Origin of the sequence: Pseudarthrobacter sp. J1738, assembly GCF_050490315.1 — a bacterium.
GTDB lineage: Bacteria > Actinomycetota > Actinomycetes > Actinomycetales > Micrococcaceae > JBNPEO01.
In genome coordinates this window covers 55658-67439 of the sequence record NZ_JBNPEO010000013.1, presented here as the reverse complement: position 1 = coordinate 67439, position 11782 = coordinate 55658, and the positions used below count along the sequence as shown (strand labels likewise).

The following is an 11782-nucleotide window of genomic DNA, read 5'->3' as shown; positions in this document are numbered from 1 at the left end:
AAATTCGAAACCAGCTGAAAACCAGACCACACACACGGGGTGCGCACAGCCTGGCAAAATCAACCAATCAAAAAACAATCGGTATCAATAAACTTGGCACACTATTGAGTTCTCAAACAACAGGCACTACCGGCACCACCCCAACCCCTCAACAGGATCAGAACTCGCTCCGGAGCAACTTTTCAAACTTACCCGATTCACCACCAAACCGCAAATCCATATTCCAGGACTCACACCAGCAGCAAACACAACCCACAACCACACTCAGACGCCCAAAAAGACGACCAAACCATGGCCTAAAAGAAAGGGGGGTGGCCACCCGCGGTCCCAGCTCAACGCTGTTCCCCTCGCGGCGACTCAAAAAACAATACACCCCACCAACACCCAACACAAACCAAAAGCGCGTTAGCTACATCACAATGGCATTTGGCCCCGCAAACGCTGGGAACTAGCAATATTTTCCAGCGAAATGATGAATCTCAACGATGAATATCAATACAACAGTGGGTACAAAAAAGGCCGGCAACCAATTGGTTGCCGGCCTTTTCTAAACTACGGAATTACCAAGAGGACTTGGTGATACCCGGAAGTTCGCCACGGTGAGCCATGTCGCGGAAGCGAACACGGGAGATACCGAACTTCTGGAAGGTACCGCGCGGGCGGCCATCGATGATGTCGCGGTTACGCAGACGTACCGGTGACGCGTTGCGAGGCAGCTTCTGCAGGCCCAAGCGAGCCTCTTCGCGTGCCTCGTCGGTAGCGTTCGGGTTAACCAGGGTCTTCTTCAGTTCGAGGCGCTTTGCAGCGTAGCGCTCGACAATGACTTTGCGCTGCTCGTTACGAGCAATCTTGGACTTCTTAGCCATGTGGTTTAGCGCTCCTCTCGGAATTCAACGTGCTGGCGGATCTTGGGATCGTACTTCTTCAGAACCAAACGGTCTGGGTCGTTACGACGGTTTTTGCGGGTTACGTAGGTGTAACCGGTGCCCGCGGTGGACTTCAGCTTAATGATGGGACGTACGTCCTTATCCTTTGCCATTAGAGCTTTACACCTCGAGCCAGGATCTGAGCAACGACAGCGTCAATACCGCGTACGTCGATGGTCTTGATGCCGCGTGCAGAAACCTGCAGCGTCACGTTGCGGCGCAGGGAAGGAACCCAGTAGCGCTTCTTCTGAATGTTCGGATCGAACCGACGCTTGTTACGTCGGTGCGAGTGCGAAATGCTGTGTCCAAAGCCCGGCTCGGCTCCGGTCACTTGGCAATGTGCTGCCATTTGACTCTCCTCGAAAAAATAATGGGTAACGGAGAACAGGCTGCTGCCCTCCGCGCGCTTGCTAGCGTTCACCAACGGCCCCAGAGTCATTCCGATGTTTTCCGCAAACTTTTTGAGAACCGATAGAACGGTCAAAGCTCCTCGTTGCGGCGGAGACTATGGGCCACAGATTTCTAGAACCTTGGGAGATTTAAGAGGTCTGGGATGCCGGGCAAATACGGGAATGTGCTCAACTTGAGCCCCTAACTACCGGCTTCTTGATGCCGCAGGAAACCTGCAAACTCCAATAACCGGAGCAATCAAACACACTCCGCGCCACCTTGCGCCTGTCAAGTCTACCGATACACGCGGATTAAGACCAATCACCCCTAGCACACCCGCTGAACTTCACACGCGAGCCCAAGCCGTTTCACAGCTGAATGATAGCTGGGCGTCCGATCCTTATTTCATGACCACACACTCACTAGATGCCATCACGGCGCCAGCACCCGCACTTCAGTCCAGACTCCGGCGTCGTCTCTTAAGCCGCGACGCGATCATCGTGGCCGGCTGGGCCTCTATCGCGTTCTCAGTGGCGCTGTGGCTGGCCGACGGCGGACTGTCCAAGGTGAATTCCGTGGCCAACGCCCTGACGGCTGCTGGAATTGTGACAGGCCTCATCGGCACCGATCTAGTAGTGCTGATGCTGATTTTGGCGGCCCGAATCCCCGTCCTGGACCGGACCATGGGCCACGACAAAGCCATGGCGTTACACCGCAAACTCGGCAAGCCTGCGCTCTACCTCTTACTAGGTCACGGACTTCTTTTGTCCACTTCCTATGGAATGGCAGAAGGCATCAACCCGATTAGCGAAGCAGTCTCCCTCTGGGTGCAAGTGCCGGATATGTGGCTGGCCTTCTTGTCCGTAGCACTGTTCATTCTGGTGGTGGTTACGTCCCTCGTTGCCGTGCGGAAACGTTTCCCTTACGAGTTTTGGCACGCTATCCACCTCCTAAGCTACGCAGCAGTTGCCACCGCTATCCCCCACGAATTCAGTGTTGGCGCCGTGTTCGCCGAAGGCACTTGGCAGCGCTGGTACTGGGTTTTCCTCTACGTAGCTACTGCCGTGGCACTCCTGATTTTCCGGGTGATCATCCCCATCCGCGCCAGCTTGCGTCACCAACTCACAGTGGTAGCCGTAGAGCCCCAAGGCTTGGACGCTGTCAACGTCATCCTGGGCGGACAGCACCTCAACGAACTCGCCGGCAATGGTGGCAGGTTCTTTATCTGGCGCTTTTTGACCCCTGGAATGTTTTTGCAAGCCCACCCGTACAGCCTCTCCGCGGAGCCAGCCGCTAACCACTTGCGGATCACAGTACGCAACCTAGGTGCCGGCAGTGCCCGCCTTGCCTCACTAAAACCCGGGACGAAAGTTGCGGTGGAAGGACCCTACGGAATGTTTGGAACAGCAGCACGGACCCAAGAAAGAGTTGTACTGATCGGCGCTGGTATTGGAATCACACCGCTCCGCGCACTCCTGGAATCAACACCATTCCCACGCGGTGGGGCCACCGTTCTGCTGCGTGCCACAGACCAGTCCGGCCTGTACCTCAGCGACGAAATCCTCGAACTAGCCCGACGCCGGGACGCCAGAGTGTTCCACCTGACCGGTAAGCGTTCCCACGCACCGGGCAAAGAATGGCTGCCGGCCGAAGCTGCCAACGCCGGCTACGGGCTGTCCGATTACGCCCCCGACCTAGCCGATTCGGACGTCTACATTTGCGGGCCCAACCGCTGGGCCGAAGCAGTGATCGCCGAGGCAACTGCCGCTGGCGTTTCAGAAGACCAAATTCACTTTGAAAGGTTCGACTGGTGAATACCCGAGCGAAAGTCTCTTCCGCCATCGCTTCGGCGATCGTACTCTTCGGTGGCTGGCAACTGGGCAATCAAGCCGTTGCCGCCCAACACACCACATCCCTCGCTACAGGGCTTAGCCCCAATGCCACGGGAGTAACAACACCTGAATCCACCACTGAAACCACCCCCAGTACGGGATCCACCAGCAGTGGATCGAGCACGGCCACCACCCCGTCAGACACAGCAACAACACCATCAGCAACAGCCAGCGCATCAAGTACTGACGGCACCTTCCAAGGCACAGCCGTTCAGACGCGCTTTGGCACAGTTCAGGTTCAGGTCACGGTGGCCTCCGGGAAAATCACCGATGTCACTGCCCTGCAATTGACCGACGCCGAGATGCGCTCAGTCCAAATCAGCAACCAGGCCGCTCCGATGCTGCGCAGCGAAGTCCTCCAAGCCCAGTCAGCGAACGTTCAGACAATCGGCGGAGCCACGATCACCTCCGACGCCTACCTAACGTCCCTGCAGGCCGCCCTCGACGAAGCCCACTTCTAGGCCATGAACTACACCCCAGCCAAAACTGCTGATTCCTTCCGCAGCCGGACCTTCCAATGCATGGGCACGGTGATCAGTCTCAGCGCACCACCGCGTCCCCACATCAGTGCCGAGCAAGCCGCCGATGAACTCGAAGCCGCAACCGCCGTCGTCGAACAGGTTTTTGACGAGATTGACGAACGCTTTAGTCTCTACCGTCCTGATTCCGAGGCGTCGCAGCTGGCTCGCGGAGAACTGCACCTGACCAACGCTTCCGCGGTGATGCGCGAGCAGTATGCTGCGGCTATCGACTGGCGAAACCGCACCAATGGCGCGTTTGACCCGGTAAGGAACGACGGCGTTGTGGACCTCAGTGGGGTGGTGAAGGCTTATGCGATTAGCAGCGCAGCCCAGAGCCTGCATGCGCTAGGGGTGGTGGATTGGTGCCTCAATGCCGGTGGTGATGTGCTGGTGTCCGGTTCTCCTGAACCGCGTAGAAACGAGGTGTGGCAGGCAGGGATTGTTGATCCTGCCAATCCCGGCGCCCTGATCGCCGCCCATCCGCTGAGCCCGGGACGGACAGCCGCCCTGGCAACTTCTGGTTCGGCCGAACGCGGCGACCATATCTGGCAGCGCTGGGACTACTCGCAAGTCCACGACCATTGGGAAGCGCCGAAACCGCGGGAGGGTTCTCAAGAGTTTGTTCAGGTTTCCGTTGCGGCTGCGGACATCATCACCGCAGACGTGCTGGCCACGGCGGTGGTTGCCGGCGGGCATGCGTCTCTCCGGCACGCAGCTGACACGTGGGACGTAGACATTTTGGCGATTCAGCGCGACGGCCAAATCCTTGCGACTCCGGGTTTCAGAGCCTAATCAGGGCCACCGCCAGCTCTTTGGTGCCCTAGAGAGAGCCGAGCTCAAGCGCCGAGACAAGATCCGCATACTTAGGGCTCAACCCATCGCCTGAAGAACGGCCGGTCACACGTCTAACCACCCACGGGGCCGCGAATTCTTTGGCCCACTTAGCGTTAGCACGCAATTGCTCGGCCACACTCAGCTGAGGTAGTTCAGGTAGCTCAGGAACCTCAACACCGGAGTCCTCGGGCAGATCGTGACCCATGACGGACAACACCCGGCGAGCCATGTTGATGTGGCCGGGAGTGGACATGTGCATCCGGTCTTCGCCCCACAAACGCCAGTCCTGGTATTCGGCAAAACGCCAGTAGTCAACCACCGTTGCGCCGTGATCAGCAGCGATTCCACGCACAAATTCGTTATAAATTGCGGTGCGTCCGCGGGTGGCACCAAAAACTTTGGAGGCACCGGAGTCAAAGCCGGTAAACACCAAAACTGAGGCACCTTGGCTACGCAATGCGGCAACAGCCTTGTTGTATTCGAGCATCAAAGCGTCGATGTCCACGCTGGGCCGGAGAATGTCATTGGCACCGGCATAGAGCGTTACAACAGTGGGCTCAAGGCCAAGCGCAACATCCAACTGCTCGGCTAAAACTTGGCGCAGCTTTTTGCCACGGATGGCCAAGTTCGCGTAACCGAGGCATGAATCTGCGAGCGCCAGCTGCTCTGCCACACGATCCGCCCAACCACGCACACCATTGGGGCGCTGCTCATCTGGGTCCCCCAAGCCTTCGGTGAACGAATCCCCTAGAGCTACATATCGCGTGCTGAACTGCTCTACTGACTCAGGTGTCACTTGGTACTCCATACTGATTTCGACGTCCACTGCTGTGTATTAGTGCGGTCCGGTGTTCCTGCAGCAGCTTGGCCGCTGCCGCGGCGAGGACTACGCCGAGCTAGGGTCGCGCAGAATCCAATGATCCGCATCCAGTGCGGCCACAATTTTGTCCCCAATACGGGCTAGATCGGACACGTCATCCGCGTCCAAGCCGTCCAACAACAGGCCCCGCACCGTAGCAACGTGCCCCGGAGCAAGCTCCACCAGCGTGGCAAAGCCTTCTTCAGTGAGATGTGCTGTGGTCACGCGTGCATCGCTGGGGTGCGGTTGGCGCTCTACCCAGCCACGAGTCTGCAACTTGGTAACAACGTGGGAGAGCCGGGACAACGATGCGCTAGTTCTGGCGGCCAACTCGCTCATGGGCAAGTACTGCCCGGGAGCTTCAGAGAGCATCGCAAGAACGTTGTAGTCAAAAAGGGAAAGTTTCCGAGCGTTCTGGAGTTGTGTATCCAGCGTGGCAGGGAGCAATGTGGTGATGCTCAACACCGCCAACCAGGCCCGGCGTTCGTCAGCATTCAACCAGCGCGGTTCAGTCATAGCTACATCTTAAGCCGAACCACCCTTAGTATTACGCCAATTGCTCCTCCCGCCGAGCCGCCCGATTCGCTCCCAACAGTTCAGGAAGAACCACGGGCAACAACTCGGGCCAACGTGCGCTGAACCCGTCACCACTACTGGCCCCGCGGAACCTTCGCCCCAACCATGGTGTGAAGTCGCGCCGGAGCCAAGTGACGTCGTCGTTCACTATTTCCCTCGCCGTGCGCGCAGCCAATGGCGGAAGGTGAGGAGACGGAATCGAATGCGGGGCCCCCAAAACCTCGAGGACCTTTTTGGCCATATATACGTGCCCCAGAGTGGCCATGTGCAGCCGGTCGTTTGACCACATCCGGCGGTCTTGGAACTTTTCAAAACACCAATAATCCACCAACTCGGCGCCGTATTCCTCGGCAACATGGCGGATTCGGCGGTTGTAAATCGCGTTGCGGAACGTGAGCGGTTCAAGCAGCGGCGACAGCGGAACGTTGTATCCGGTAAACAGCAACACCCGCGCGCCAGTGGCACTGATTCGTGCCACTGCGGACTCAAAACGGTCCAGCAAACGCGGCAAATCCAAACGCGTCATCAACAAGTCATTGCCACCGGCGTAAAAGCTCACCAGATTCGGCTCCATGGCCAGGGCGGGCTCCAGCTGCTCCTGAATAATGGGGTCCAACCGCCGGCCACGGATGGCCAAATTAGCGTAGCGCGTAGCCGGATCATGGCGGGCCAGCTCCTCAGCCACTCGGTCCGCCCATCCGCGCACGTTGTTAGGTAAGCGCAGGTCCCGGTCCCCCAAACCTTCCGTGAAGGAATCACCCATGGCCACAAATCGGATGGGTACTTGGCTGCCTACTGTCACGATCGCTGACCTTCTCTCACGGTGCCGGACAAAGTGTCCTCTTGAGCTAATCGGTCTTCAACAAGCCGGCGCAGTCCACCTTTGCGAGGTACCTTTACCGGCTCAGGCCATCGTGGGGCGAGTGAGTCCCCCAGCGTGACGCCCTGAATTTTGCGGCGGAACAAGGGCAGCACCCAGTCGTGAACCCAACGACGCTGAGCAACTTCCCACTCGCGCAGGGTTCGGCGTGGGGCCGGATCCCAATCCTTGAGTTTGATCTTGTGCTTAACACCCAAATGGTTCAGCACCTGCGCGGCAAGATATTTGTGCCCGGCCTTGGACATGTGGAGCCGGTCCGTGTCCCACATTCGGCGATCGTAATAGGCATCGAAGCACCAATAGTCCACCAGCGTGGCCTTGTACTTGTAGGCCAGATCGCGGACCCGCTGGTTGTAAAGAGTGTTGCGCTTTTTGAGCGGTTCAAGGACCGGGGAAACCTTCACGTCATAGCCGGTGAACAACACCAGATGAGCCCCGGAAGCTGCCAATTTGGCAATCATGGACTCGTAATCAGCCAGCAAGTCTTCCATGTCCGTGCCGAAATCCAGGATGTCATTCCCACCGGCGTACAGCGTGATAAGCGTGGGGTTCATGGCGAGCGCTGGCTCAAGTTGCTCATCAATGATGTGGCGCAAACGTTTGCTCCGGACCGCAAGGTTGGCGTACTCCCAGCCCGGTTCCGCCTTGGCCAAACGTTCAGCAACGCGATCCGCCCAACCACGCACCCCGTTGGGCAAAATCGGGCTATGGTCCCCCACACCCTCCGTGAACGAATCACCGATGGCGACATACCGCCGTCGTCCCTGCTGGTCGCCACTCAAAACTTCCCGCACACGGCCACGCTAACCCGCCCACACAACGGGTAGGAAAAGGCGAGATTAACAGGCGGTGCCCGCCGCCCGGGGCCGGAGGGCCGGAACTAAAGTTCGGCTTTACCCGCCCGCCAGTAGCCCATAAACGCCACTTGCTTCCTATCTATACCAACGTCACGCACCAAGTACCGCCGCAGTTCCTTGATGACCCCGGCCTCTCCAGCGAGCCATGCGTAAAACGGAAGCGCACCGGAGGGAACGTTCGGGTTGCGTGAGCTCTGAACTGTGGCGGCGTTGAGTCGTTGAGGTGTTTCCCACAGAATGTCTTGATCTACGTTGACGTCCTCGGGCTCCGGGCCGGCTGCGTGGGCTTCCTTGAGCGCCACCCAGCCTGGCAACTGAATTGCCGAGCGCACAGCTTCTTGGAGTAGTTCTCCGTGCGGGCGCGAACGGCCAAGCGCCGCACCACGGGCCAGCCATGTGATCTGAACAGCCGCCTGAGTACTGATGTCTTGGAAATCTGCGGCTTCGGGAACTTCAAGGAACGCTTCGCCCTGAATGTGAGCAGGGAGGGATTCGAGGATGGCACTGATGGCTGGCACGGCTGTTTCATCCCCGGCAAGAAGAACGCGCTGGGCCATTCCGGGGCGGAATTCGATGCCGCTATACGTCTCGGCAGTAATACAGTGCGCTGCGTGATTGTTGGGACCAATAATGACCATCCGATCACCCGGTTGGGCCTCGAGCGCCCACGCTGCTGCCGGCCCGGAATGCCCTTCAGCGTCAACGTGAATCACAAAGTCCACATCAATTTCGGGGTACACGCCGTCTAGCCGGGCTTCGCGGACCGTGTAGGTGCGCATATCCCCACGTATTTCCGGGTCCATGGCCAACCACTGTTGATACCAGCTGGCGTTCGCAGTGTTGAGTTCGGCGGTATTAAACGACGGCAGCGGCGCCCGGCCACCGCTGGGCGTTTTGCTGGGAATGATCAACTTGATCCGCAGATCAAGGCACGGTCCGTGAACGCCAAAGTCGCGGAGTTCGTAGCCACCAAAAGTGATGCGCAGGAAGTTTGCCCCCACCTTTTGAATGGCTGAGACTGTGACATTAAAGGCCAGGACCATAGGTTCGACGGCGGCGATGGTGGTTTTCTGCGTATCGGTGCTCATGCTGTGTACTCCAGTTCCGCGACGTTCAAGGAATCGGCTGCCAGGCGCGGGCCAACATTGTGGCGGCCAATCGGGATGATCAACGGTGTTCCAGAAACCGGGTCCGGGATCACGCGCGATTGCAGGCCAAATACGTTCGAAACCATGTGCTCAGTCACCACGTCATTTGGCCGCCCCTCGGCAACAATCGCGCCTCCTTTGAGCGCAATCATGTGGTCCGCGTATCGCGCGGCAAGGTTCAGATCGTGAAGCACAATCACCACCGTGGTGCCGCGGCTCTGGTTCAGTTCAGTCACAAGATCCAAAACCTCCACTTGATGCGCCAAATCCAAGTAGGTAGTGGGCTCATCAAGTAACAGGACCTCAGTTTCTTGAGCCAAGGCCATGGCAATCCAGACGCGTTGACGCTGACCGCCGGAGAGTTCATCAACATTCCGCTCAGCCAGCTCTAACGAATCCGTCAGTTCCAACGCCCGGCGCACCGCCGCGTCGTCGTACTCTGAGGCGTTGCGGAAGAAACCTTGGTGCGGGTAACGGCCCCGGCTGACCAACTCCCGAACCGTGATTCCCTCAGGCGCCAAGGGGTGCTGCGGGAGAAGACCTAGAGTCCGCGCCACTTCTTTGGCCGGGCGCGAGTGGATGCTTTTCCCATCCAAAGTCACGGCCCCACCGGCGGGCCTCAGCAGCCGTGAAAGTCCACGCAAAAGGGTCGATTTTCCGCAAGCATTGGCGCCGACGATCATGGTGACTTTGCCGTCCGGGATCTGCAGTGAAAGCGAGTCCACCACCTTCCGCGCGTCGTATTGAAGGGTGATGTTGGAGGCCGAAAGCTGAGCCATCATGCGTCCTTTCGTTTCAGCTGCGGGGCGGCTAGGAGCCACAGGAGGAAGGGTGCACCGAGCGCGCCGGTCACTACGCCTACTGGTAATGCGGTGCCGTGAAGCAGTAACGGGGCAATGTTGTAGGCAAAGAAATCTGCCGCCAGAACTAGCAGCGCGCCGGTCAGGGCCGCGGCTGCTAGGGAGTTACTCCCGGTGATGCGCCGCGCGATAGGCCCGGCGAGGAACGCTACAAAGGACACCGGTCCGGTGGCGGCGGTGGCCACAGCGGCAAGTCCGACGGCGGTAATCACCACAGCGAATCGGCTCGCCGGAACCCGGACGCCCAGTGCCGCGGCGGCGTCATCGCCAAGTTCCAACATACGCAGCGGTTTAGCAAGGATGGCGGCAGCGGGAAGCAGAATAATCAGGGCGATTCCCAAGATGCTAATCCGCTCCCACGAGGAAGAATTAAGCGAACCGTTGAGCCAAATCAGTACTTCGGAGGCGGTGCGGACGTCAGCTCTGGTCATCAGGAAATTGACCACAGCTTGCATTGCCGCCGCCACACCCACACCGCCCAGAATGAACTTGGTGCTCACGCCGCTGGCACTGCTGCTTCCACTGCGCTTGCCGCGCTTGCCGCCGGCGATCGAGTAAATCAAAACCGCGACGGCTAGGGCACCCAGCAGAGCGAAGAGAGCAACCCCGGCGCCGGAGAGCCCAAAGATCACGATTGCCACCACTGCCGCAGCGCTTGCACCGCTGCTGATGCCTATAACGTCGGGGCTCGCGAGCGGGTTGCGGAGCATGGTTTGGAAGAGCGCGCCGGAGAGTCCGAATGCCAAACCAACCATGGTGCCCAGCACGGCGCGCGGGAGTTTGTTTTCCATCACGATGAAGCTTGCGCCCGGGATGGGGTCTCCTCCGGTGAGCCGTGCTGCAACAATTTTGACGAAGTCTGGGATGGTCACGGTGTAGCTTCCCAGCAGGACGTACACGGCAAAAAGAACCAGCAACAGCCCCGCGAGAACAGCTACCGAGGCACGGGTTTTCACAGCCCGGTTCCTTTACTCCGGCGAACCAGGGCCACAAACACTGGCGCCCCGATGATCGCCGTGAGAATACCGGCCGGAACTTCTGCGGGCAATAAAACCACCCGGCCAATAATGTCCGCACCCACCAAAAGCACCGGCGCCAAAACCATAGAAAACGGCAGAATCCAGCGGTAATCCGGGCCGGTAACGCTCCGGACAGCATGCGGAATCACCAAACCCACAAAACCAATAGGGCCAGCAATCGCCGTGGCTCCACCGCACAAAAGGACAACACCCAAGGCGGCCACCCCGCGAACTAGACCAACACGCTGACCCAAACCACGGGAAACATCATCCCCGAGGGCCAGGCTGTTGAGAATCCGGCCGGTGCACAGAAGAATCACGGCACCCAAAATAAGGAAGGGGACGGCAGGCAAAATCACTGCCCAGTCACGCCCCGCAACGCTACCCACTTGCCAGAAGCGGAAGCGGTCCAAAGTGTCTTGACTTGAGACCAATATGACATTCATCAACGAATACAGCCCTGCACTGAGAGCAGCACCAGCCAGCGCGAGTTTGACCGGCGTTGGACCGTCTTGCCCGATTGATGCCACGAGATACACCACGGTGGCGGCCACTGCAGCGCCGATGAACGCGAACCAGATGTACCCATTCAGCGCCGTGATCCCGAACAGATAAATGCCACTCACCACGGCGATCGCAGCGCCAGCATTGACCCCCATGATGCCCGGATCAGCCAAGGGGTTCCGTGCCACACCTTGCATCGCAGCACCAGACAGGCCCAGCGCCGCACCGGCCAGCAGCCCCAGAACTGTCCGTGGAATGCGGGCAATAACCACCGCGTGATCACCATTGGAAGGGTCAAAACGCGTCAGCGCCGCAACAACTGTCTCAAAACTCAGAGCACGGGCGCCCACTGCAAGTGAGGCGAGGGAAATCAGAAAAAGCAGTACGACGGCGGTAGCCAGCCACGCGGGCCGGTTACCAAAAGCGCGAGAACCTGAAGCACGCGTCTCTGGCACCCCAATGGCGGGTGCACTGAGCTGCGTATTCGCGAGTACCGCCGTCGTACTGTTTTTCACT

14 protein-coding genes are annotated in these 11782 nt (G+C 58.9%); 3 read left to right on the top strand and 11 right to left on the bottom strand.

Translation table 11 applies throughout. The features are described from left to right. Positions 1-560: 560 nt before the first annotated feature. Genes rpsN through rpmB form a run of 3 tightly spaced genes read right to left on the bottom strand, consistent with a single transcriptional unit; the run spans position 561 to position 1275 of the window. Complete coding sequence (gene rpsN / locus ACQR35_RS13410; RefSeq protein ID WP_430268639.1) at positions 561-866, bottom strand: 30S ribosomal protein S14; 306 nt, start codon at positions 864-866, stop codon at positions 561-563. A 5-nt stretch (positions 867-871) separates the two neighbouring features. Beyond that, the gene (gene rpmG, locus ACQR35_RS13405; protein WP_003798558.1) at positions 872-1039 is read right to left on the bottom strand and encodes a 50S ribosomal protein L33; all 168 of its coding nucleotides are present in this window, start codon (positions 1037-1039) and stop codon (positions 872-874) included. Further along, complete coding sequence (gene rpmB, locus ACQR35_RS13400) at positions 1039-1275, bottom strand: 50S ribosomal protein L28 (RefSeq protein ID WP_026556179.1); 237 nt, start codon at positions 1273-1275, stop codon at positions 1039-1041. The genes rpmG and rpmB overlap by 1 nt, the downstream gene beginning before the upstream one ends. A 448-nt stretch (positions 1276-1723) precedes the next feature. Between rpmB and ACQR35_RS13395 the strand changes: the two genes are divergently transcribed. The 3 genes from ACQR35_RS13395 to ACQR35_RS13385 are packed head-to-tail and all read left to right on the top strand — an operon-like array spanning position 1724 to position 4521. Then, positions 1724-3130 (top strand): ferredoxin reductase family protein, encoded by a 1407-nt coding sequence (locus tag ACQR35_RS13395; protein WP_430268640.1) that lies wholly within the window; start codon positions 1724-1726, stop codon positions 3128-3130. Next, positions 3127-3669: an FMN-binding protein gene (locus ACQR35_RS13390; protein WP_430268641.1), complete on the top strand. Its 543-nt coding sequence runs from the start codon at positions 3127-3129 to the stop codon at positions 3667-3669. Before ACQR35_RS13395 ends, ACQR35_RS13390 begins: the two co-directional genes overlap by 4 nt. A 3-nt stretch (positions 3670-3672) precedes the next feature. Further along, positions 3673-4521, top strand: coding sequence for an FAD:protein FMN transferase (locus ACQR35_RS13385; RefSeq protein ID WP_430268642.1), 849 nt, complete (start codon positions 3673-3675; stop codon positions 4519-4521). 28 nt (positions 4522-4549) lie between these two features. Here ACQR35_RS13385 and ACQR35_RS13380 read toward each other — a convergent pair whose 3' ends face one another. From ACQR35_RS13380 to ACQR35_RS13345, 8 genes are all read right to left on the bottom strand, one after another. After that, on the bottom strand, positions 4550-5371 hold the full coding sequence (locus ACQR35_RS13380; protein ID WP_430270336.1) for an SGNH/GDSL hydrolase family protein: 822 nt from the start codon (positions 5369-5371) through the stop codon (positions 4550-4552). Between the two features lie 78 nt (positions 5372-5449). Continuing rightward, complete coding sequence (locus ACQR35_RS13375) at positions 5450-5938, bottom strand: MarR family winged helix-turn-helix transcriptional regulator (RefSeq protein ID WP_430268643.1); 489 nt, start codon at positions 5936-5938, stop codon at positions 5450-5452. Positions 5939-5969: 31 nt separating this feature from the next. Beyond that, the gene (locus ACQR35_RS13370) at positions 5970-6761 is read right to left on the bottom strand and encodes an SGNH/GDSL hydrolase family protein (RefSeq protein WP_430270335.1); all 792 of its coding nucleotides are present in this window, start codon (positions 6759-6761) and stop codon (positions 5970-5972) included. Positions 6762-6796: 35 nt separating this feature from the next. After that, on the bottom strand, positions 6797-7672 hold the full coding sequence (locus tag ACQR35_RS13365) for an SGNH/GDSL hydrolase family protein (RefSeq protein WP_430268644.1): 876 nt from the start codon (positions 7670-7672) through the stop codon (positions 6797-6799). Positions 7673-7758: 86 nt separating this feature from the next. Further along, positions 7759-8823, bottom strand: a complete 1065-nt coding sequence (locus tag ACQR35_RS13360) for a siderophore-interacting protein (RefSeq protein ID WP_430270333.1) — start codon at positions 8821-8823, stop codon at positions 7759-7761. Next, a complete protein-coding gene (locus ACQR35_RS13355; RefSeq protein WP_430268646.1) occupies positions 8820-9662 on the bottom strand; it encodes an ABC transporter ATP-binding protein in 843 nt (280 codons plus the stop codon). Before ACQR35_RS13355 ends, ACQR35_RS13360 begins: the two co-directional genes overlap by 4 nt. After that, on the bottom strand, positions 9662-10699 hold the full coding sequence (locus ACQR35_RS13350) for a FecCD family ABC transporter permease (RefSeq protein WP_430270332.1): 1038 nt from the start codon (positions 10697-10699) through the stop codon (positions 9662-9664). The genes ACQR35_RS13355 and ACQR35_RS13350 overlap by 1 nt, the downstream gene beginning before the upstream one ends. Next, positions 10696-11781, bottom strand: a complete 1086-nt coding sequence (locus tag ACQR35_RS13345) for a FecCD family ABC transporter permease (RefSeq protein ID WP_430270331.1) — start codon at positions 11779-11781, stop codon at positions 10696-10698. Before ACQR35_RS13345 ends, ACQR35_RS13350 begins: the two co-directional genes overlap by 4 nt. Between the last annotated feature and the right edge of the window lies 1 nt (position 11782).

Excerpts from the sequence above, each read along its gene's own strand:
- ACQR35_RS13375 (WP_430268643.1), bottom strand. The coding sequence starts at position 5,938 with ATGACTGAACCGCGCTGGTTGAATGCTGACGAACGCCGGGCCTGGTTG.
- rpsN (WP_430268639.1), bottom strand. The coding sequence starts at position 866 with ATGGCTAAGAAGTCCAAGATTGCTCGTAACGAGCAGCGCAAAGTCATT.
- rpmB (WP_026556179.1), bottom strand. The coding sequence starts at position 1,275 with ATGGCAGCACATTGCCAAGTGACCGGAGCCGAGCCGGGCTTTGGACAC.
- ACQR35_RS13370 (WP_430270335.1), bottom strand. The coding sequence starts at position 6,761 with ATGGGTGATTCCTTCACGGAAGGTTTGGGGGACCGGGACCTGCGCTTA.
- ACQR35_RS13360 (WP_430270333.1), bottom strand. The coding sequence starts at position 8,823 with ATGAGCACCGATACGCAGAAAACCACCATCGCCGCCGTCGAACCTATG.
- ACQR35_RS13355 (WP_430268646.1), bottom strand. The coding sequence starts at position 9,662 with ATGGCTCAGCTTTCGGCCTCCAACATCACCCTTCAATACGACGCGCGG.
- ACQR35_RS13385 (WP_430268642.1), top strand. The coding sequence starts at position 3,673 with ATGAACTACACCCCAGCCAAAACTGCTGATTCCTTCCGCAGCCGGACC.
- ACQR35_RS13380 (WP_430270336.1), bottom strand. The coding sequence starts at position 5,371 with ATGGAGTACCAAGTGACACCTGAGTCAGTAGAGCAGTTCAGCACGCGA.
- rpmG (WP_003798558.1), bottom strand. The coding sequence starts at position 1,039 with ATGGCAAAGGATAAGGACGTACGTCCCATCATTAAGCTGAAGTCCACC.
- ACQR35_RS13395 (WP_430268640.1), top strand. The coding sequence starts at position 1,724 with ATGACCACACACTCACTAGATGCCATCACGGCGCCAGCACCCGCACTT.